Below are 21,429 nucleotides of genomic sequence, written 5' to 3'. Positions count from 1 at the left end.
AAAAATGTACGAATGCACTAAAAATCATCATTATTAATGTGAAGAGGCCGGTACAAAAGCGATTATGGTATTTTTTAGATTAGTTTTTCATATCTTTACATATTAAGGTAGATGATTGAGCAGCCCTATTTCAGGGGGAGTGTACATGTTGAGAGGGAAAATGAAAGCAGTTGTCAAACATCACCGAGGTTATGGAGCACAAATGCAGGTTGTCGATATTCCGGATATTCGTGAGGACGAGGTATTGATTCGAGTCAACATGACCTCGATTTGCGGAACTGATATTCATATTTTCACTTGGGATAAATGGTCACAGGGAAGAGTGAATCCACCATACGTATTTGGGCACGAACTCGCAGGGGAAGTAGTGGAGATAGGAGCAAGTGTGAATAATGTTTCAGTTGGGGATTATGTATCTGCCGAAACACATATCGTTTGCGGTGCATGCCGCCAATGTTTAACAGGACAGTTTCATATTTGTAAAAATACGAGTATTATCGGTCTCGATACACAGGGGTGCTTTGCTGAGTATGTAGCTCTGCCCGCCAAGAATCTATGGATAAATCCAATTGACATGCCGCCGGATATAGCTACCATCCAAGAACCGATGGGTAATGCCGTCCATTCTGTCCTTGCAGGCGATGTGCTCGGTAAAACGGTGGCAATCATCGGCTGTGGACCAATTGGACTTATGGCAGTGGCTGTTGCAAAGGCCGCAGGTGCTGATAAAGTAATCGCGCTTGATATTAATGATTATCGACTTCAGCTTGCAAAAAAGATGGGGGCTACACACCTAATCCATTCAATGAAACAAAATCCACTGGAAATCACGAAAGGCCTCACAAATACGGATGGGGTGGATGTAGTTTGTGAAATGAGCGGTAATCCTGCTGCAATCGAACAAGGGTTTAAGATGGCGACGAATGGTGGAAGGATATCAATCCTAAGTCTGCCGGCTCAGCCCGTCACACTGAATATAACGGAGGATATCGTCTTCAAGGGACTTACTGTACAAGGGATAACCGGAAGGAAAATGTTTTCAACCTGGCAACAAGTTTCAAGTCTGCTTGGAAGTGGGAAGGTTGATGTAAAACCAATGATTACGCACCGTTTTTCGCTAAGCGATTTTGAGAAAGGATTTGATCTAATGATCAAAGGTCAATGTGGTAAGGTACTCCTGATACCTTAAAGAGTGAGAAGGTTCACGAGTAAATCAACCAAATTCACGAGTAAAGCGGTCAAACTCACGAGTAAATTGCATGGTCTGCTTTTGAAATAGCTGTGAAGGAATAGTATCATCCTATCATTTAATAAGAAGGGGCTAAGTTCGTTCGAATATGCGAATCAGGCCTCTTCTTTTATGTTCTCAATTACCGTTTCTGTGAATAATTTCTTACAATTGAAGAAGGCACGACAGAATGATTGTTTCTTGCTGTTAAAAGCTTTATACTATGTTAATGTGGATATATCACACTTAAAAGCTAATATTTACTGGTAATTTTTAAAAAGAATGACGTATAAAACCATTAGAAACAAGATAGGTCTTGGAATAGTTAGTGAAAGAAATAAACTAACTATTTTGAAAGGAGATTAACTATGAACGAGAAACAACGATTAGAATCACAACAAGTACAGGCTGAGAATCCAGCGGACAAAAAATCCGATAAGGACTACAGTAAGTACTTTCAAGCCGTTTATATTCCGCCTTCCTTAAAAGATGCGAAAAAGCGAGGAAAAGAAGAAGTAGAATACCATGATGATTTTGCGATTCCTGAAGGTTTCCGTGGTATGGGAGAAGGCAAAAAGTTTTACATTCGTACATACGGCTGTCAAATGAATGAACATGACACAGAGGTAATGGCGGGCATTTTTACGGCACTTGGTTATCAGCCTACAAACACGGTTGAAGATGCTAACGTCATTTTACTTAACACTTGTGCGATTCGGGAAAACGCTGAGAATAAAGTGTTTGGTGAATTGGGGCATTTAAAATCATTGAAATTGGAAAAGCCGGATTTATTGCTAGGGGTTTGCGGCTGCATGTCCCAAGAAGAGTCAGTTGTAAAGCGAATTCTTGAGAAGCACCATTTTGTTGACATGATTTTCGGAACGCATAATATCCACCGTTTGCCCCAAATTCTTAATGAAGCTTATCTTTCAAAGGAAATGGTCATTGAGGTTTGGTCAAAAGAAGGTGATGTTATCGAGAACCTTCCGAAAGTGCGTAAGGGCAAAACGAAAGCATGGGTTAATATCATGTATGGCTGCGATAAGTTTTGTACATACTGCATCGTACCATACACAAGGGGAAAAGAAAGAAGTCGCAGACCTGAAGATATTATACAAGAAGTGCGTCATTTAGCTGCCCAGGGCTACAAAGAAATAACCCTTCTTGGACAGAATGTGAATGCTTATGGTAAAGATTTTACGGATATTGAATATCGTTTCGGTGATTTGATGGATGAAATTCGCAAAATCGATATTCCTCGTATTCGATTTACGACAAGTCACCCCCGTGACTTTGATGATCACTTGATTGAAGTTCTGGCTAAAGGCGGCAATCTTGTTGACCATATCCATCTTCCTGTTCAATCGGGAAGTACGGACACTCTTAAAATCATGGCTCGTAAATATACACGTGAAGAATATTTAGAGTTAGTAAAAAAGATTAAGGAAGCTATCCCAAATGCATCACTAACGACTGACATCATTGTAGGCTATCCGAATGAAACGGAAGAGCACTTTGAAGAAACGATGTCTTTATACCGCGAAGTTGGTTTTGATGCAGCATATACTTACATTTATTCACCACGTGAGGGAACTCCTGCTGCGAAAATGCAGGATAATGTACCGATGGAAGTGAAAAAGGAACGTCTTCAACGCTTGAATGCACTTGTAAATGATACGTGTGCGTTGAAAATGAAAGAGTATGATGGACAGATTGTTGAAGTGCTTGTAGAAGGTGAAAGCAAGAAGAATGCGGAAGTATTAGCAGGCTATACAACCAAAAATAAGCTCGTCAACTTCAAAGGACCAAAATCTGCAATTGGCCAAATCGTAAAAGTGAAAATCACTGGAACCAAAACATGGTCATTAAATGGGGATATGGTTGAAGAAGCAACGGCGATTGAGGTGGAGTAATATGACGAAATATACTAAAGATGACATACTGACAAAAGCGGCCGAGCTCGCTGAGATGATTGCCAGCACGGAAGAAGTCGATTTCTTTAAAAGGGCAGAAGCTCACATCAATGAAAACCAAAAAATCCGGGAAATGATTGCAAGTATCAAAAGTTTGCAAAAACAGGCGGTTAACTTCCAGCATTATGGCAAAGAGAAAGCATACAGCCAAGTTCAGGCGAAAATTGATGCATTGGAAAAACAATTGGATGAACTTCCGATCGTCCAAGAATTCAAACAATCCCAAGTTGACGTAAATGATCTTTTACAAATGGTCTCATCACAAGTATCGAATAAGGTGACTGACCTGATTATTGAATCAACCCAAGGCGACGTCCTTCGCGGCGAGACAGGTTCACAGGTACAAGCTGGCGGCGGAAGCTGTTCATGAATATAAAAAAGCCCTTCTGATTTCAGAAGGGCTTTTTTATATTCGGAAATCCTTATACGGCGCCCATTCGTGACACATATCCCAAAACATGCGCATAAAATAACCTAGGTTTAAAACATTACAGCAGTTTTCAAATAAAAAAAATTCTACGCACACTAGACTTTTACCACGCATAGGATGAATGGAAACTGTATGAGGAGGGTTCGCTAGCATGTCACAATATAGAGAGATAATTACTAAAGCGGTGGTGGCAAAAGGACGTAAATTTACAAAGTCCTCTCACACCATTTGCCCGGCTCATCATCCTTCTAGCATTCTAGGTTGTTGGATCATCAACCATAAATACGATGCAAAGAAAGTCGGCAAAAAGGTAGAAATCCACGGCAGCTACGAAATCAACGTCTGGTATTCTTATAACCATAATTCAAAAACGGAAGTTGTTACTGAAAAAGTGCAATATACCGACGTGATTTCGCTGAAATACCGTGATCCCGATTGTCTTGATGACCATGAAATCGTTGCAAAATCTGTCCAACAGCCGAATTGTTTAGAAGCTTGCATCTCCCCATGTGGGCAAAAAATCATCGTCCATGTGGAAAGAGAATTCTTTGTGGAAGTCGTCGGCGAAACGAAAATTTGTGTCGCTGTTAGTCCAGATGGCCGCTGTGAGGATGACTGGGGCTCTGATTTCGATGATGAGGAATTTGAAGATTTAGATCCGGATTTCCTTGATGAATTCGAAGACGAATAGAATAGAATATGGAAAGTAACTACCGGATGACATTCCCTTCATCCGGTTTTATTTATTTTGAAATGGGACATGTTTTAGGGAATTGGTAAATATCATTATGTGTTTTTGTACGGATTTATAGCACTTAACAGTGACTTCATAGGAAAAAATTGATTTGCGATGAATTTCCGAATGCAGGCAATGTTGCATTACCGTATGTTATAATGTAGGACATAAAAGAATAATAGATTTTAGTTTGGAAAGGTTTTGAAGGAATGGCTGGATATACTCCAATGATACAGCAATATTTAAAAATTAAGGCAGAGTATCAGGATGCCTTTTTATTTTTTCGTTTAGGCGATTTTTATGAAATGTTTTTTGACGATGCACTGAATGCATCACAGGAGCTCGAAATTACATTAACGAGCCGAGAAGGTGGAAGCGAAGATCGAATTCCGATGTGCGGCATTCCGTATCATTCGGCTGCTAATTATATTGATATATTAATAGAAAAAGGTTTTAAAGTAGCTATTTGTGAACAGACCGAAGATCCCAAACAAGCCAAAGGCGTGGTGCGCAGGGAAGTTGTCCAGCTTATTACGCCGGGTACGAAAATGGATAGTAAAGGTCTTCGCGAAAAGGAGAATAATTACATCGCTACCATCACTTCTTTTCATGATGGTCAGTTTGGTTTTGGGTACAATGATTTATCTACAGGGGAAAATAAGGTCACATTGATTGAGAGTTTCGAAGAAGTTCTCAATGAATTTGCCATCCTTGGTGCGAGCGAAGTGGTCATTTCTGAAGATTTCAATGAAGAATGGAAAAAAAGGCTGCAAGAACGGGGCGCTGCAGCTCTATCCCTAGAAGATAATTTGGAACAAAGTGAATCTTTCGTTCCTTTATTGCATCTTTTAAAGGCCGAAAAGCAGAAGACAACCACCACACGTTTATTGAATTATTTATACCGCACACAAAAACGCAGTCTGGATCATTTACAGCCAGTACTTGCATATGAAACGTCACAATATATGAAAATTGATTATTACAGCAAACGCAATTTGGAATTGACCGAAACGATCCGTTCCAAAGGTAAAAAGGGCTCATTATTATGGCTGCTTGATGAAACGAAAACAGCCATGGGCGGAAGAATGTTGAAGCAATGGATTGATAGACCGCTCATCAATAAAAAACAGATCGAGAGAAGGCAAAGCCTTGTTGAAACCCTGAAAAACCAATACTTCGAACGCCAAGACTTACGTGAACGCCTTAAGGAAGTATACGATTTGGAGCGGCTTGCCGGAAGGGTCGCCTTTGGGAATGTTAATGCCCGGGACTTGATTCAGTTGAAACGTTCATTGCAACAAGTTCCCATCATCCGTGAAATCGTGAAGTCAATGGCTTCCAATCAGGAAATTTCAATTCTTGCCGATAAATTGGATCCTTGTGAAGAAGTCACGGATTTGCTTGAGACCGCGCTTGTTGAAAACCCACCGTTGTCCGTCAAGGAAGGGAATATCATTCAGGACGGTTTCCATGAGGAGCTGGATACATACAGGTATGCCAGCAGAAACGGAAAGACTTGGATTGCTCAGCTGGAACGCGAAGAGCGGGAACGGACAGGGATCAGATCATTGAAAATCGGTTATAATCGTGTTTTTGGTTATTATATTGAAGTCACACGTGCCAATCTGCATCTGCTTGAAGAAGGACGCTATGAACGGAAGCAAACGTTAACGAATGCCGAACGTTATATCACACCGGAATTGAAAGAAAAGGAAGCGTTGATTTTACAAGCCGAGGAAAAAAGCATCGGTTTGGAATATGACCTGTTCCTCAATCTGCGTGAAGAGGTTAAAAGTTATATTCCACGCTTACAGGATTTAGCAAAGGGCGTCAGTGAACTAGATGTCCTGCAGTGCTTTGCGACGATTAGCGAAGAACGCCATTATGTGAAACCTGTCTTTACTGATAATCGAAGAATCGTCTTGAAGGAAGGACGGCATCCCGTAGTCGAGAAAGTTCTTCAATCACAGGAGTATGTCCCCAATGACTGCTTCATGGATGAAGACCGGGAGTTACTTTTGATCACTGGACCCAATATGTCGGGTAAAAGTACGTATATGCGTCAGATTGCGCTAACCTCGATTTTAGCGCAAATTGGATGCTTCGTATCTGCGAGTATAGCTGAATTGCCTATTTTTGATAAGGTATTCACTAGGATTGGCGCGGCCGATGATTTGATTTCCGGTCAAAGTACATTCATGGTCGAGATGCTTGAAGCAAGGAATGCCATCATGAATGCGACGGAAAACAGTTTAATTTTATTTGATGAGATCGGGCGGGGAACCTCAACATACGATGGGATGGCACTTGCCCAAGCCATAATTGAATATATCCATGAGGAAATCGGTGCGAAGACCCTTTTTTCCACTCATTATCACGAATTGACGGTATTAGCATCGGAACTGCCCAAATTGAAAAATATTCATGTCAGTGCAATTGAGCAAAATGGTAACGTTGTTTTCCTTCATAAAATTAAAGAAGGACCTGCAGATAAAAGTTATGGAATTCATGTGGCCAAGCTTGCTGATCTACCAAAGCAGTTGATTGACCGGGCAGCAGCTATCTTAGCGCATTTAGAGAATGAAAATGGACAAGCAAAGGCGCTGCCAGCAGAGCCAGTTGATGTTAGAAAAGCACCGATTGCTGCAGCTGCTCCAGAAATACCTGTCAATGAGGCACAGCTGTCCTTCTTTGGCGAAGAGGCACATAAAGGAAGAGTGAATTCTTCTCCTAAGGAAAAAAAGGTACTGGATGACATAAAATCGCTGGATATCCTTGAAATGACGCCGCTAGAGGCGATGAACACCCTTTATAAATTGCAAAAGAAACTTAAATGAGAAAATAAAGCGAGGCGATAAAAATGGGAAAAATCATACAGCTGGACGAGGCTTTATCGAATAAAATCGCAGCTGGCGAAGTTGTTGAACGCCCAGCCTCAGTCGTAAAGGAACTTGTGGAAAACGCCATAGATGCAAACAGTACCATCATTGAGATTGAATTGGTGGAGGCTGGACTTGGTTCCATTCGAATCGTGGACAATGGCGATGGGATTTTGGCTGATGATATAGAGCAAGCATTTAAACGTCATGCTACAAGTAAAATAAAAGATGAAAACGATCTATTCCGAATTCGGACACTTGGTTTCCGCGGGGAAGCTATGCCAAGTATTGCTTCAGTTTCCCGCTTTGAATTGAAAAGCAGCACAGGCGAAGGCGTAGGGACGCGCATTCTTCTTGAAGGCGGGATGGTGAAGGAACTTGAGGCTTCATCCAGCCGTAAAGGAACGGATATCCTTGTTACCGACTTATTTTACAATACACCTGCAAGGTTGAAATATATGAAAACCGTTCATACTGAGCTTGGAAATATTACGGATGTCGCTAACAGGCTCGCACTTTCACACCCGGATGTTTCTATACGTTTATCACACAATGAGAAGCGTATCCTGCATACGAATGGTAACGGTGATGTCAGGCAGGTGCTAGCTGCAATCTATGGGACGAATATCGCCAAAAAGATGATTCCCATACAGGCAAGCTCTTTGGATTTCACTTTATCGGGTTATATCGTTATGCCTGAGGTCACGCGGGCTTCGAGGAATTATATATCAACGATGATAAACGGCCGTTTCATTAAAAACTATGCACTAGTGAAAGCGATTTTGGATGGGTACCATACCCTTCTACCGATTGGCCGGTTTCCAATTGCTTTGTTGAATATTGAAATGGATCCAATTCTTGTCGATGTCAACGTCCATCCATCCAAAATGGAGGTTAGGCTCAGCAAGGAACAGGAATTGTACAGCCTCGTATCAGAAACGATCAAATCTGCGTTTAATAAGTTATCTCTCATTCCAAGTGGATATACACCTGCACCAAAGCCGGAACAGGTGAAAAGTGAGCAAACTACGCTTGATTTGGACCATGTTGTGGAAAGTGGGAAGCGAGTCCTTGAAGAAGCCAAGAAAGAAGCTTCACTATTGAAGGATACCTTGATTCGGGAAAAGCAGGAACAAAAGAATGTTGAGGATCATGTCGAAGAATTTAATTTCGAACCGAAGGAATTAATCTACAGCAATGAAAAACAGCAGCAAAATACAGATGCCTATATCCCGGTCTTACCAGAGGATGAAAGAAAACCATACTTCGAATCGGCCGAAAAGTATACAACCTATACGGTCGAACAAGAGGAAGAAATCGAGGGAAATGAATCCGAAAGTCGAATCCCTCCGATGTACCCAATTGGGCAAATGCATGGTACGTATATTTTTGCCCAAAACGAAAAGGGATTGTATATCATCGACCAACATGCTGCACAGGAACGGATCAAATACGAATATTTTAAAGAAAAAGTCGGACAAGTCGAGAACGAACTACAGGATATGCTGGTCCCAATTACGCTTGAATTTTCGACAGACCAATGTATTCGGATAAATGAATATAGGCATGAGTTGGAAAAAGTCGGCGTCTATTTAGAGGAGTTTGGTTATAATGCCTTTATTGTACGATCGCACCCACAATGGTTCCCTAAAGGGATTGAACAGGAAATCCTTGAAGAAATGATAGAACAATTGCTATCGATGAAAAAGGTCGATATCAAAAAACTGCGCGAAGAAGCGGCCATCATGATGAGCTGTAAAGCCTCCATAAAGGCAAACCGTCATCTGCGCAATGATGAAATACAAGCACTATTGGATGAACTAAGACGAACAACAGATCCCTTCACATGTCCTCACGGAAGACCGATCATTATCTCTTATTCCATATATGAAATGGAGAAAATGTTCAAGCGGGTCATGTAATTCAAAGCAATGGAAAACCCTTTATTTGATAGGGTTCTCCATTGCTTTTTCAGTTAATTGACCACAAAATTTTCCAAGAGCTTTTGAAAGGTTTTCTGCAGAAGAGTCCTGTATATTCTGAGTAACATGACTAGATTAACGAAAGTTTCATTATCGACATCATTTGTCATTTGATTTGTTGCTAATTTATACATTTTTGAAATGAAGCAGATGGGATTACAGGTCGGATTATTCATAATGAAGGGGTATTAGTTTACGTAGATCGATAGACTTATATATAATAGATTAAAACCATTAGGAGTTGACTTAATGATTAATCGGATCAGGAATAAATTAATTCCCGCACAGGAAATGGGAGAAGAGGTAGATAATATCTACTCTATCTTACCCCCGCCAGGAACCATTATCGGAGAGGCAACAGAAGAAGAAATGGAAAAGGCAGCAGAGCTAGAAATTAGACATATGGCTTTCATGAGGTTGCAGGAAATGAATATACAATTTGACGGTGCATCTTATAAAGAACTATTAAAAGAATTTCAAGATTTTGAAACCGATTCTAGTAAATTTTGGAGAGATATATCCAGCCGTTTATCCGTTCCGTATGAATGGCCAATCAGAATTGATCATGCAAACGGCCCTATTTATATTGGTGAACACGATTTATTTGAAGAAGAGAATGAGGATTGATATTGAAATTTACGTTTGGCATAGGTTCATGTATTAGTTTTTAATGCAATTTTCGTAAATCAATCCTAGAGCGTTAACCAAAAGGTTTAACGCTCTTTTTATTTACAAATTTAACTGGTTAGAAGTAGGTGAATGTTTCCTTCTTATTGAACCAACGTAGCTGGTGGTTTAGGAAAGGATCAGGAATATTTATTGTAGTTTATCACCTGTTTTTTTAAAAGATATTCCTTAACCTAAACAACTAACAAATGAGTTAGTTGATTATGGTTCACAAAAAAAATCCATATTTTTTATAGGTTTTGTTCTATATTATGGTTGATTAACAAGTGAACGGTTTGTACGATTTTTCAAATTTTCATCAGAACTGGAAATCTAAGCATTGAATCCTAAAGAAAATTAACGAAGAGAGTTAGTGGCCTTTTATTACTCTTTAAATGTTATATAAATCGAATATAACAATGATCACTTTTCTTATAAAAATACTGGGACTTAATTTTTGATAGCCCATTCCTCACCCAATCTTCTTGCATAATATGATTATACGCGCCAATATATTGTGAAGCAGGTGATTACTTGGGAGGAAAAAAAGGATCAAACTCCGCTTCTAAAAACCATCCTCACTGCTTTGAACCATTCATAAGTCCCAACCCTATTACTTCATTTAATCCTGTTCAACGCTTTCCTAAAATTGATAAAACAGCCTTTGTAAGTCAGTTTTCCAGTGTCATAGGTGATGTTACTATTAGTAACAATGTTTATGTAGCCCCTAATGTAAGTATACGTGCGGATGAAGGAACCCCTTTTTATATAGGTTCTAATACAAATATCCAGGACGGAGTAATTTTACATGGTTTATTAAATAAAAAGATTTCAGTTGGAGCAAAAAGGTATTCTATATTCATTGGAGATGAAGTGACCATTGCTCATGGAGCACTTGTCCATGGTCCTTGTTATATCGCGGACAAAGTATTTGTTGGTTTTAATTCTATTGTTCATACCGCAATTGTAGGGAGAGGCGCATTTATTTCTTATAATGCCGTAGTTACAAATGGCGTTCGAATTCCACCTAATAGGTTCGTACCACCTGGAGCTAATATAGATTCTCAAGAAAAAGCGGATGCACTTTCGCCAGTACCAAAGGATAGTAAGGAATTTGCACATGAAGTTCAACGAGTCAATCAAGAATTCCCCGCATCGTATCACCTGTTATTTGGGAAAAATCGTTGCTCCTGCGGATTTGCTATGACCAACATTAAAAAGGGAATGTATACAGCGAGTTCTTTTCACAGAGGAGAAATAAGAAAGGGTGCACCAAGGAGACCAAATAAAATGGTCTCTTTTTTATTTGTTCACTACATTATGTTTAACAAAGCTCTTTTAAAAAGGGGGAGTGAAACACGGGAAACTTAAGACGCAATATGATTGAAAAGGTGGGCGTCACCTCAACCGTTTCTGCGGCAAATTTGTTTGTCGTACAGCCTATTACTGGTGAACATAAAATAAAGGGGATCAGGAGATATGTTGATTAATTCAAAACCATGTCATCTTACTATTTATGTATGCTTAAGAATGTATGCAAATTGGTATAATAATTGTATTCAAGTGGGTGATGGATTTTAATAGGCCAGAATCACGTGCTGGATATAGTTAATTTGGTGGAAATCTTTTGTTTCCTCTAGATCACTTATCTTTAATAATAATGCTATGGATTAGGTGGAGGTTGATAGATATAGGTACGTATTGTTCGTACAGGAAACTACTAATCTGATTTTTTTGTATAATCAAACTTTTTAATATACAGGTTTTCTCATTGCGTGTTTAGAAATTACAGTGATATAATGATTTCTGTGATTTTAAAGTTTAACATAGGAAGTGTCTAAATTGTCAAACAATTCAAAAGAGAGTAAATTCGTCCCGTACGTCTCTGCATCTAAATCTTTACCGGAATTAACAGTAACTGCAATAATTCTAGGCATCATTCTTGCAATTGTCTTCGGGGCAGCAAATGCATACTTAGGCCTGCTTATTGGATTAACTGTCTCTGCTTCAATACCCGCCGCGGTAATTTCAATGGCGATCTTAAGAGGAATTTTTCGCAGGGATTCTATATTAGAAAACAATATTGTGCAAACGATGACCACGGCAGGGGAGGCTATTGGTGCCGGTGCAGTATTTACCATCCCAGCATTATTCATGTGGGACATGGACGTGAGTCAAGCATTGATCATTTTCATTGTTTTAACCGGGGGATTTTTAGGTGTCTTCATGATGGTGCCCCTTCGGCAGCTATTAATTGTTAGGGAACATGAAACATTACCTTACCCTGAAGGTACGGCATGTGCCGAGGTACTGAAGTCAGGAGAAAAAGGTGGTACAAGCGCCAAACTAATCGGTGCCGGTTTGGTAATCGGTGGTGTGGTTAAAGCGCTTGGTGATGGATTTAAGCTTTTCAAAACAGAAGTTGAAACAGGAATCACAAATTTTAAAAACGCAGTGGTTGGTCTTGATGCCTTTCCTTCCCTTTTGGGAGTAGGGTATATCATTGGTCCGCGCGTTGCAGGTCAAATGCTAGGTGGAGGGTTATTAGCCTGGGTCGTTCTTATACCGGCGATCAGCTTCTTTGGCAGCAGTAATGGAACAGCCATTTTCCCTTCTGATGTACCGATTGGTGAATTGGATGCATGGGGAATTTGGGATAATTATATACGTTATATTGGAGCCGGTGCAGTTGCAACTGGCGGATTGATTACCTTGATTAAAACGTTGCCTATCCTTTTCAGTTCAGTTATTGATACTCTTAAAGGCGTAAAAGCTAATAAAGGACAACTTAAGTCAGGTTCAATCCGTACTGAAAAAGACATACCGGCTAAATACGTTTGGTTAGGAACGATCATTGTTATTTTAATCATCGCTTTCACACCTATAACAGATGTAGGAATCATCGGTGCGATTGCGATTGCGATTTTTGGATTTTTATTCGTGACTGTGGCCTCGAGGGTTGTTGGAATCGTTGGAAGTTCTTCTTCCCCTGTTTCTGGAATGACCATAGCCACACTTTTGATTGTAGCGATTGTCTATAAAGCTACTGGTTTTACTGGAACGACTGGAATGGTAGCGGCTCTAACCGTTGCCGCAATCATTTGTACAGCTCTTGCTGTTTCAGGTGATGTATCTCAAGATCTAAAAACAGGATATATCGTGGGCGGAACACCATGGAAACAGCAAGTTGCCATGATGATTGGTGTCGTCGCGTCCGCTTCTGTCATCGGTTTTATCCTAATTCTTATGGACAATGCTTATACAATGGGATCTGCAGAACTTCCAGCACCTAAAGCAGCTCTTATGAAAATTCTTGCTGAAGGAGTTCTTGGAGGAGATTTACCTTGGACCCTTATCTTTATCGGTGCGGCCATTGCCATCACATTAGAGTTTTTCGGTTTGAATTCACTTGTAGTTGCAGTCGGCATTTACTTGCCGGTTCATACTAGTGCCCCAATCATGATTGGTGGATTTATACGTTTCTTCGTTGAATACTTCGCGAAAACGAAAGAAGAGCTTAAAGCTCGTGTTGATAGAGGTGTATTGTTCGCATCTGGTTTAATAGCAGGTGAATCATTGATTGGTGTACTTATTGCCATATTGATCGCAGCAGGTGTCCAAGTTCCGGCTGCGGCTAAATTAGCCAGCAATTTGCTACCATTCTTACTATTCCTTGCTCTAGCTGGATTGCTTTGGTACGTATCCAGCAAAGGGAAAAAAGAAGATGCTTCGTAAACGCCAATCAAAAAAGCGGAACCTGTTAACTATGGTTCCGCTTTTGGAAAGACGTGTCACTTTGGAACAACAATCTTCTGAAGCAACTTTTTTAGTCATTCAACGGACCAATTTTGTCGAACGAATTACGATCCGTTTCTTCAAGCAGCCGTCCGTTCGAAAAATCAAACTTGATAAGTTTGGGGCATTTGCCATTAAACAAATGGAGTACAAATGCAATGTCAATCAAATTTCCGAAGCGATGAGTGAACATTTTGGCGAGGAAGCAGAACCAGCCTTACCGAGGCTGATGAAATTTTTGGAAATTCTTGAGGTCCACGATTGGATCATATGGGATGATGAAGAAAAATGATAAACAAGCTGAAGCTCTTTTTGATGCTTCAGCTTGTTTTTTTGTTTTGGGTATTGGTAATTCCTATTCAGGTACGGTTGGGTAAGTGAACTATGGGTATAAAAACATGTGATATCTTTATATATGTTGTAATCTTGAACTGTTAGTCATGATTCATAATGCAGTTTTATTCATATTTTGAAGAGCTGGTGGGTCATTTTGGGAAGAGTACAAGGTAAAGTAGCATTAGTGAGAGGTGGAGCTTCAGGTATAGGGTTATCCATATCCACACTAATGGCTAAAGAAGGCGCCAAAGTCGTGATTGCTGATTTTAACGAAGCAGGAGCAAAAGAAGCGGCCGAAAACATTAAAAAAAGGTGGGGAAGCGACTGGAGTGTTCTTGGATGCTGGACAATCAGATTCTTATCCTGGCAGCAGTCGACTTTACAGTTGAACAATATGGAACGGTTACGGTACTTGTTAATAATGTGGGTTTAACTAACTTACATAAAGATCTGGATGTAGTGAATGTACATTTGGAAGAATGGGACCGGCTTATCAGATGTGAATTTAAAAAGTGTGCTATTGGGAAGTAGGTTTGCCATTCCCCACATGATTAAAGCGGGAGGAGGATCGATAATCAATACGCTGGACTTACAGGTGACTCCGTACGGTCTGCATATGGTACCTCCAAAGCTGGTGTAGTGAATTTGACCACAAGTAGGGGAAAGAACATATTCGTTGTAATGGAGTGGCACCAGACCTTATTTTAACTCCTGCTGCGAAAAATAATATGCCTCCGGCCGTACTCGACATTTTTGCCAAATTTAATGCATTGCCATATCATGGTGAAGCGGATGATATCGGATATACCGTTCTATTCCTTGACTCTGATGAGTCCAAATTGATTACAGGTCAGACGATCCAAGCATCTCTGATTTTAATGATTATTTAACTAAAGCAAAATCCAATTAATTGTCTGGACATTTATATAACAAAACTTTACCCTGGATAAGATTAACCTTATTCGGGGTTTTTCGTTAGGAATGTCTTATTGAAATAACCATGAAGCAGGTGCATGAAACAATGGAAGTAACAGATTATGATGAAGTGCTGAACATCAAAACGGAGGGTGAACAAAAAAATTTCAATGATTCTTTGCATTATCACCGATACGAGCCTACACCCTATAATGCATTGGAATATTTATTCAAAAAATATCCACTGAAAAGAAATGATCGCATAGTCGATTTTGGATGCGGTAAAGGACGATTGAATTTTTTTATCCATCACTTATATCAACCATCTGTAGTTGGCGTGGAGATGAATGAATCTTTCTATAAACAAGCGATCGCGAATCTGAAAAGCTATAGGAAGAAAAGGAAAACCGGCAATGGCAATATAGAATTCCACTGTTGTTTGGCAGAGGAATATGATATTGATGCGAAGGACAATCGGTTTTATTTCTTTAATCCATTTTCCGTACAGATCTTCATGAAGGTCATCAATAACATATTGGTGTCCATCGAAACAGAACCGCGCCGAATCGAATTGATTTTATATTATGGGTCACAGGATTATATTTTTTTTCTCGAAAATCAAACCGTCTTCGAGCTGAAAGAAGAAGTGTTGTTACCGGGCTTGACTGAATCGAATCCTTTTGAGAAATTCGTCATATATCAATTGCCGAATTAAACGAATAATAATCAAGTAATTAAGTATAAAAAGCACCCAGCAATTTCATTGATTGCTGGGTGCAAATGAGGAAACAAGCCACTCGTTCTCGTTTAATGGATGCTTAATTTACAGCATATTGTAAAATCTTTTGAGGTTGAAGCTCATATTGTTTTTCTATATAAATTTGATGCCAAATCATAAAAGTTAAAATGGTCCAGAGCTTCCGGCTGTTTTCTTTTAAAATCAAGATTCGGGATAAGAGCATTCCGAATTAGAGTCAATATGCCGTACAAAAAGTGCACAAAAAAATGGGATGCCTTAATTAATAAGGCATCCGTCTTATTTTATCTATTAATAATCAATAGTTCCGTTCGATGATAAAGTGTGCCCGATCACCTCTAAAGAGAGTTTTAGAGAATTCTATGACCGAGCCATCACTCTCATGAGTGTAAGTTTCCAATGAAAAACAAGGTGAACCGTTAGGCACTTCCAACTTGTCAGAAATGGAATCGTCGGCTAGTGAAAACTCCAAGTGTTCGACCGTTTTTTTTACTTTTAAATTGAATTGTGTTTCAAGTACGTTAAAGAGCGACTTTTCACATGCCTCAATATTCAGACCGGGAGTCTTATACCAAGGAAGATAGGCAATTTCGTATTGAAGAGGAATATCGTTTACGTAACGTACACGCTCCAGTTTGTTGACTGGATCTCCAATATTTTGCTTGAAGAGTTTGGCAAGGGTTGCATTCGCTTCAATGACCTTTAAGCTAATGACCTTAGTGGAAGGATTTTTTCCTTGCATCGTTATTTGCTCAGAGAACTTTTCAACCGTGCTTGTAAGGAATTGCTGCACTTTATTTTCCGAAACGAAAGTCCCTTTCCCCTGAACACGATAGATGTAGCCTTCGACGGTCAATTGCTGTAAGGCGGTGCGAACTGTTGTCCTGCTTACACCATATATTTTACAAAATTCTGCTTCAGTCGGTAGTTTTGTATTCGTTTGATACTCGCCATTTTTTATGAGATCGATAATTGATTCCTTGACTATGGAATGCAATGCCGCTTCTTTATTCATGGTTTCCACAGTGATTCCTCCTATACTCATTCCAATATATACATATAGATTATCTCGGATAAGTGCAATAATCAACTTTAAATCGAAAATTTGTAGTAACAATTTGAAATTTGTGTTGATATTTTATTAATTTGTAACTACAATATAAGTATGGAGGTAATAATACCCATTTTAAGGGAGTGATAATACACAAGAACAGCGCTAATTATAATAATGGGATTTATTTTACTTAAAAATACTGAATAATCAATTATTAAAAGGGGGGTAATTTCAATGAATATCTTATTATGTTGTTCAGCGGGTATGTCTACTAGTTTATTAGTTACCAAAATGGAGGAAAGTGCAAAGGTCCAAGGAGTGAATTGTAAAATATGGGCGGTTGGATCGACAGAAGTGAACAATGAAATGGATAAGGCTGATGTCATTTTATTAGGTCCACAGGTGCGATATCTGCTTTCCAAGTTACAGCAAGCGGGAAAAGAGAAGGGGATTCCGGTCGCAACCATCGATCCAATGTTCTATGGATTATGTAATGGTGAAGAAGTGCTAAAACAAGCCACTACTTTAATAAAAGGAGAATAAGGATATGATGACTTTTATTGATAAGTATATTATGCCCGGAGCTGTAAAGGTAGGAAATAACAGGCATCTGCTCGCCATTCGTGACGCATTGATTGGAATGATAGCGATTACAATGATCGGTTCATTTGCCGTCCTGTTTAATAATCTTGGGCAAGTCATCAAGCCGTACGGAAGAATGATGGAGGCCATTTTCGGTCCTGCGTGGAATACGCTTGGAGGAGATATTTGGTTTGGTACCTTTGCATTCATGACGGTATTCGCTGTGTTCGGCATTTCTTATAAACTAGCAAGATCTTACGGTGATGATGGTTTTGAGGCCATGCTGGTTTCCGCGGCCTGTTTCTTCTTATTATTGCCCCAAATCGGTAATGTCACGTTAACGATCGATGATAAAGCGGTTACAGGCGGGGCCTGGGGATTCGTAAGTGTGAACTATTTTAATGCAACGGCCCTATTTACAGGAATAGTCGTTGCCTTAATAGCAACGGAAATATTCGTGAGACTTTCAAGAGTCAAATATTTAGTCATTAAGTTACCTGATGGAGTACCTCCAGCGGTAGCCCGTTCATTTGCAAAGTTAGTGCCCGGTATGGCAACAATCTTTGCCGCTGGTGTGTTTGGATTGCTATTCCGTAAAGCTACGGATGGGCAGGTATTAAATGACTGGCTGAGTAAAGTGATTGTATCTCCTTTACAAAGTGCCGTAGATTCATTACCATTCGCTATTTTACTAGTATTTCTTGTTCATTTATTATGGATGATCGGTTTGCACGGACCAAATATCCTTGGCGGGATAACGACACCGCTTTTTGAAAGTTCGGGCGTGAAAAATATTGATTTATATGCACAAGGTGTCAAAGACATGGACCAATATGGGGTATTGGCAGGTTCTTTCCTCGATGCATTTGTTTATTTAGGCGGATCTGGTGCAACATTAGGCCTGATCATCGCTATGATCATTGCCGGCCGGAAACGATATAAACAGATGATTGCACTTGGAGGGGCACCAGGGGTGTTCCAAATTAACGAACCGATCCTTTTCGGATTGCCTATCGTTCTGAATCCAATGTGGTTCATCCCCTTTGTTCTCGGTCCGGTCATTACAACGGTGATTTCATATATAGCGGTAAGTAGCGGAATGGTTTTCCCGATCGTTGCTAAAATTCCATGGGTAACCCCTCCGATTGTGGGAGGATTCCTGGCTACAGGCGGGCATGTATCTGGAGCGGTATTGGCTGCGATCAACCTATTCATTTCAACAGCGATTTATTTACCGTTCGTATATGCTCAAGTGAAGATAGATACAAAAAATAAAACAGAGCTTACGAAAGATTCAGAAACGTTAAGCGTTTAAGAAAGAAGTGTTGATAATGGAAAAAGAAGAATTATACCAGCTATCCTTTCAATTGATTTTATATAGTGGGAATGCAAGAAGCTTTGCAATGGAAGCGATGCAGGAAGCGAAGAAAAAGGATTTCGATTCTGCCCGCTTGAAAATTGCAGAGGCTGAAACAGAATTGCTGCAAGCCCATAAATACCAAACTCAATTAATCCATGCTGAGGCAGGCGGGGACCATTTTGAACTTCCCATTATCCTGGTGCATGCACAAGATCATTTAATGACAGCGATGACTTTAAAGGATCTTGCAATTGAAATGATCGATCTACGCGAAGAATTCTTGCATGCAAATGCTGTTAAGGAGGGAACTGCTGAATGAGCAAGGGGTTGAAGATTGTCACGATTGGCGGAGGATCGAGCTACACGCCAGAACTAATCGAAGGTTTCATTAAATATCATGGGGAACTTCCTGTGAGTGAGATTTGGCTTGTGGATATAGAAGCAGGAAAGGAAAAGCTTGAAATTGTTGGGGATTTGGCAAAAAGGATGATAGAAAAGGCTGGTGTGGATATAGAAGTCCATCTGACGCTAGACAGAAAGAAAGCGCTTAAAGGTGCGGATTATGTAACAACCCAGCTGCGTGTTGGCCAGCTCGCTGCAAGAGCTCTTGATGAAAAAATCCCCTTGAAACACGGTGTCATTGGACAGGAGACGAACGGACCAGGCGGTCTTTTCAAGGCTTTTAGGACGATTCCCGTTATTCTCGATATAGCTCGTGAGATGGAGGAATTATGTCCAAATGCATGGTTGATTAACTTCACGAACCCTGCTGGAATGGTAACGGAAGCAGTTCTGCGTCACAGCAATATTTCCAAAATCATCGGCCTTTGCAATGTGCCGATTGGTATGGAACGAGGTGTTGCGGATTTGATGGACGTCGAGCCATCAAGAGTCAGGATTGACTTTGCTGGTTTGAACCATATGGTTTACGGATTGGATGTATTCGTTGATGGGGAGAGCGTCAAAGATCAAATCATCAATCTGATTACAGATCCAGCGAAAGCTGTCACGATGAAGAATATCCATGCAATGGGCTGGGAGCCGGAATTCCTTAGAGCGTTGAATCTGTTTCCATGCCCATACCACAATTACTATTATAAAACGGGAGATGTATTGGCTCAAGAATTGAAGGATGCTGAAAACGGGGAAACACGTGCTGAGGTCGTTCAAAGACTTGAAGAAGAGTTATTCGAGCTTTACAAAGACCAAAATCTGGCTATCAAGCCGCCGCAACTAGAAGAGCGCGGAGGAGCTTACTACAGTGATGCGGCTGTACGGTTGATTTGCTCGATGCATACGGATAAGCGAGATATTCAAGCGGTAAATACCGTCAACCATGGTGCGATTGAAGGCATCCCTTACGGATCGGCGATTGAAACCAGCTGCGTGATAACTAAGGATGGTCCTAAGCCAATCAATGTAGGAGAGCTTCCTGTCGCTGTCCGCGGATTAATTCAGCAAATTAAATCCTTTGAACGAGTAGCCATCGAAGCTGCAATCTCAGGTGATTATGATACTGCGTTGCTTGCCATGACGATTAATCCACTCGTTCCAAGTGATCGGGTTGCCAAACTAATCTTAGACGAAATGCTCGAGGCACATAAAGACTATTTGCCCCAGTTTTTTAAAAAAAAAGAGTTGCAGGATAACTTCTCATGATTGAAGTTCTTATAAATGCAGATGATTTCGGGCTAACTAAAGCGGTGAATTATGGAATTTTGGATTGTCATAAATATGGAATTGTCAATTCGGCAACGATCATGATGAATGCAAAAGCAACGGAGCATGCGATTGAAATCGCAAAGAAAACGCCTTCGTTGAAAGTAGGGATACACTTAGTGCTGACATGGGGGAAACCTTTGTTGAGCGACGTTCCGAGTTTAGTTGATGAATCTGGATTCTTCAAGAAGCAAGGGGTGGTATATGGAGACACTAACGATATTTCCTTGAGCGAGTTGGAGAGGGAATGGTCAGCACAGATCGAAAGATTCTTGGAGTTTGGCCTGTTCCCGACACATTTAGACAGCCATCATCATGTACACGGGATAACAGCGTTTCTTCCTGTTATTCAAAAGTTGTCAGAGAAATATCGATTGCCAGTACGTAATGCTGGAGAACATCTTGTTGGGGTACAAACCGTGACAGATGTATTCCTGGATGACTTTTATGGAGAAATGGTGGTTGAAGATTACTTTCAAAACTTAAAGGGGAGGATAATGGACGGGGCAAGCGTAGAAATAATGACTCATCCAGCTTATATGGATGAAGAATTGCTGCAAGTTTCTTCTTATAATGATAAACGCTTAAAGGAAACGCGGATTTTGACAAATGCAAAATTGCCAGAAGGATTTTTCCTTAGATATAGCATCAACCAAGTTCAGATTTGATTTAAAAAGGGTAATCCTACAACCAAAAAGGGGACCATTCATTAAGATGAATGGTCCTTTTTAATTCAATGATTACTTTATCTCAAATTAATAAGCCAAGCTGAATAGGGCTTTGATGTGTGATAAATAGCGAACATTACTTGCTTCTTTCATCAATGTAGCAGGCAGACCTTTAAGGGAAGTGTTATTAGCCCCAACGGTTGCCACTGCATCCTTACGGCCAAGGCTTGCAAGTGTACCTGAGTTTACAGGTAAAAACTCTTCAAGTTTTTTGCCTTCAAAGGCTGCATATAGGTTGTATCCAACAAGCTCACCCATTTGCCATGCGTTTTGGGCGGTTGGTGCGTAT

At 40.2% G+C, this 21,429-nt stretch carries 16 protein-coding genes and 3 pseudogenes; 17 read left to right on the top strand and 2 right to left on the bottom strand.

The window, feature by feature from the left end; all coding sequences use genetic code 11:
- Positions 1-145 precede the first annotated feature (145 nt).
- The 12 genes and pseudogenes from tdh to ACQKMH_RS11310 all read left to right on the top strand — a co-directional run bounded on the left by tdh (position 146) and on the right by ACQKMH_RS11310 (position 15,655).
- Entirely contained in the window at positions 146-1,189 is a 1,044-nt protein-coding gene (tdh, locus tag ACQKMH_RS11365; RefSeq protein WP_427587595.1) for an L-threonine 3-dehydrogenase, read from the top strand.
- Positions 1,190-1,596: 407 nt separating this feature from the next.
- Positions 1,597-3,141, top strand: coding sequence for a tRNA (N6-isopentenyl adenosine(37)-C2)-methylthiotransferase MiaB (gene miaB, locus ACQKMH_RS11360; protein ID WP_427587594.1), 1,545 nt, complete (start codon positions 1,597-1,599; stop codon positions 3,139-3,141).
- 1 nt (position 3,142) lies between these two features.
- A complete protein-coding gene (locus tag ACQKMH_RS11355; RefSeq protein ID WP_427587593.1) occupies positions 3,143-3,571 on the top strand; it encodes a RicAFT regulatory complex protein RicA family protein in 429 nt (142 codons plus the stop codon).
- A gap of 211 nt (positions 3,572-3,782) precedes the next feature.
- On the top strand, positions 3,783-4,322 hold the full coding sequence (locus ACQKMH_RS11350; RefSeq protein ID WP_427587592.1) for an outer spore coat protein CotE: 540 nt from the start codon (positions 3,783-3,785) through the stop codon (positions 4,320-4,322).
- A gap of 254 nt (positions 4,323-4,576) precedes the next feature.
- On the top strand, positions 4,577-7,204 hold the full coding sequence (gene mutS / locus ACQKMH_RS11345) for a DNA mismatch repair protein MutS (protein ID WP_427587591.1): 2,628 nt from the start codon (positions 4,577-4,579) through the stop codon (positions 7,202-7,204).
- 23 nt (positions 7,205-7,227) lie between these two features.
- Positions 7,228-9,168, top strand: coding sequence for a DNA mismatch repair endonuclease MutL (mutL, locus tag ACQKMH_RS11340; RefSeq protein WP_427587590.1), 1,941 nt, complete (start codon positions 7,228-7,230; stop codon positions 9,166-9,168).
- 309 nt (positions 9,169-9,477) lie between these two features.
- Positions 9,478-9,855 carry a hypothetical protein gene (locus ACQKMH_RS11335; RefSeq protein WP_427587588.1) on the top strand — a complete coding sequence of 126 codons (378 nt, stop codon included), beginning with the start codon at positions 9,478-9,480 and terminating at the stop codon, positions 9,853-9,855.
- Positions 9,856-10,428: 573 nt separating this feature from the next.
- Positions 10,429-11,091, top strand: a pseudogene (locus tag ACQKMH_RS11330) (carbonate dehydratase); the annotation flags it as partial.
- 645 nt (positions 11,092-11,736) lie between these two features.
- Entirely contained in the window at positions 11,737-13,629 is a 1,893-nt protein-coding gene (locus ACQKMH_RS11325) for an OPT family oligopeptide transporter (RefSeq protein ID WP_427587587.1), read from the top strand.
- The gene (locus tag ACQKMH_RS11320; protein ID WP_427587586.1) at positions 13,619-13,981 is read left to right on the top strand and encodes a PqqD family protein; all 363 of its coding nucleotides are present in this window, start codon (positions 13,619-13,621) and stop codon (positions 13,979-13,981) included. The genes ACQKMH_RS11325 and ACQKMH_RS11320 overlap by 11 nt, the downstream gene beginning before the upstream one ends.
- A gap of 198 nt (positions 13,982-14,179) precedes the next feature.
- Positions 14,180-14,915: pseudogene (locus ACQKMH_RS11315) on the top strand (SDR family NAD(P)-dependent oxidoreductase).
- 131 nt (positions 14,916-15,046) lie between these two features.
- Positions 15,047-15,655, top strand: a complete 609-nt coding sequence (locus tag ACQKMH_RS11310; RefSeq protein WP_427587585.1) for a methyltransferase domain-containing protein — start codon at positions 15,047-15,049, stop codon at positions 15,653-15,655.
- Positions 15,656-15,995: 340 nt separating this feature from the next.
- Here ACQKMH_RS11310 and ACQKMH_RS11305 read toward each other — a convergent pair whose 3' ends face one another.
- Entirely contained in the window at positions 15,996-16,712 is a 717-nt protein-coding gene (locus ACQKMH_RS11305) for a GntR family transcriptional regulator (protein ID WP_427588482.1), read from the bottom strand.
- 273 nt (positions 16,713-16,985) lie between these two features.
- Between ACQKMH_RS11305 and ACQKMH_RS11300 the strand changes: the two genes are divergently transcribed.
- Genes ACQKMH_RS11300 through chbG form a run of 5 tightly spaced genes read left to right on the top strand, consistent with a single transcriptional unit; the run spans position 16,986 to position 21,080 of the window.
- Positions 16,986-17,294 carry a PTS sugar transporter subunit IIB gene (locus ACQKMH_RS11300; protein ID WP_427587584.1) on the top strand — a complete coding sequence of 103 codons (309 nt, stop codon included), beginning with the start codon at positions 16,986-16,988 and terminating at the stop codon, positions 17,292-17,294.
- Positions 17,295-17,298: 4 nt separating this feature from the next.
- Positions 17,299-18,648: a PTS sugar transporter subunit IIC gene (locus ACQKMH_RS11295; RefSeq protein WP_230157902.1), complete on the top strand. Its 1,350-nt coding sequence runs from the start codon at positions 17,299-17,301 to the stop codon at positions 18,646-18,648.
- Between the two features lie 16 nt (positions 18,649-18,664).
- Positions 18,665-19,012, top strand: coding sequence for a PTS lactose/cellobiose transporter subunit IIA (locus ACQKMH_RS11290; RefSeq protein ID WP_230157900.1), 348 nt, complete (start codon positions 18,665-18,667; stop codon positions 19,010-19,012).
- On the top strand, positions 19,009-20,352 hold the full coding sequence (locus ACQKMH_RS11285; protein WP_427587583.1) for a 6-phospho-beta-glucosidase: 1,344 nt from the start codon (positions 19,009-19,011) through the stop codon (positions 20,350-20,352). The genes ACQKMH_RS11290 and ACQKMH_RS11285 overlap by 4 nt, the downstream gene beginning before the upstream one ends.
- Entirely contained in the window at positions 20,349-21,080 is a 732-nt protein-coding gene (gene chbG / locus ACQKMH_RS11280) for a chitin disaccharide deacetylase (protein ID WP_427587582.1), read from the top strand. The genes ACQKMH_RS11285 and chbG overlap by 4 nt, the downstream gene beginning before the upstream one ends.
- Positions 21,081-21,167: 87 nt before the next feature.
- Here chbG and ACQKMH_RS11275 read toward each other — a convergent pair.
- Positions 21,168-21,429 (bottom strand): annotated as a pseudogene (locus ACQKMH_RS11275) (NAD(P)/FAD-dependent oxidoreductase); the annotation flags it as partial.

Origin of the sequence: Peribacillus sp. NPDC097895 (genome assembly GCF_050277555.1) — a bacterium.
Lineage (GTDB): Bacteria > Bacillota > Bacilli > Bacillales > DSM-1321 > Peribacillus.
This window is presented reverse-complemented; position numbering and strand designations above follow the sequence as displayed.

What these genes read in the sequence shown, in the direction of transcription:
- tdh (WP_427587595.1), top strand. Translation starts at nt 146, where the DNA reads ATGTTGAGAGGGAAAATGAAAGCAGTTGTCAAACATCACCGAGGTTAT.
- miaB (WP_427587594.1), top strand. Translation starts at nt 1,597, where the DNA reads ATGAACGAGAAACAACGATTAGAATCACAACAAGTACAGGCTGAGAAT.
- ACQKMH_RS11355 (WP_427587593.1), top strand. Translation starts at nt 3,143, where the DNA reads ATGACGAAATATACTAAAGATGACATACTGACAAAAGCGGCCGAGCTC.
- ACQKMH_RS11350 (WP_427587592.1), top strand. Translation starts at nt 3,783, where the DNA reads ATGTCACAATATAGAGAGATAATTACTAAAGCGGTGGTGGCAAAAGGA.
- mutS (WP_427587591.1), top strand. Translation starts at nt 4,577, where the DNA reads ATGGCTGGATATACTCCAATGATACAGCAATATTTAAAAATTAAGGCA.
- mutL (WP_427587590.1), top strand. Translation starts at nt 7,228, where the DNA reads ATGGGAAAAATCATACAGCTGGACGAGGCTTTATCGAATAAAATCGCA.
- ACQKMH_RS11335 (WP_427587588.1), top strand. Translation starts at nt 9,478, where the DNA reads ATGATTAATCGGATCAGGAATAAATTAATTCCCGCACAGGAAATGGGA.
- ACQKMH_RS11320 (WP_427587586.1), top strand. Translation starts at nt 13,619, where the DNA reads ATGCTTCGTAAACGCCAATCAAAAAAGCGGAACCTGTTAACTATGGTT.
- ACQKMH_RS11310 (WP_427587585.1), top strand. Translation starts at nt 15,047, where the DNA reads ATGGAAGTAACAGATTATGATGAAGTGCTGAACATCAAAACGGAGGGT.
- ACQKMH_RS11305 (WP_427588482.1), bottom strand. Translation starts at nt 16,712, where the DNA reads ATGAATAAAGAAGCGGCATTGCATTCCATAGTCAAGGAATCAATTATC.
- ACQKMH_RS11300 (WP_427587584.1), top strand. Translation starts at nt 16,986, where the DNA reads ATGAATATCTTATTATGTTGTTCAGCGGGTATGTCTACTAGTTTATTA.
- ACQKMH_RS11295 (WP_230157902.1), top strand. Translation starts at nt 17,299, where the DNA reads ATGATGACTTTTATTGATAAGTATATTATGCCCGGAGCTGTAAAGGTA.
- ACQKMH_RS11290 (WP_230157900.1), top strand. Translation starts at nt 18,665, where the DNA reads ATGGAAAAAGAAGAATTATACCAGCTATCCTTTCAATTGATTTTATAT.
- ACQKMH_RS11285 (WP_427587583.1), top strand. Translation starts at nt 19,009, where the DNA reads ATGAGCAAGGGGTTGAAGATTGTCACGATTGGCGGAGGATCGAGCTAC.
- chbG (WP_427587582.1), top strand. Translation starts at nt 20,349, where the DNA reads ATGATTGAAGTTCTTATAAATGCAGATGATTTCGGGCTAACTAAAGCG.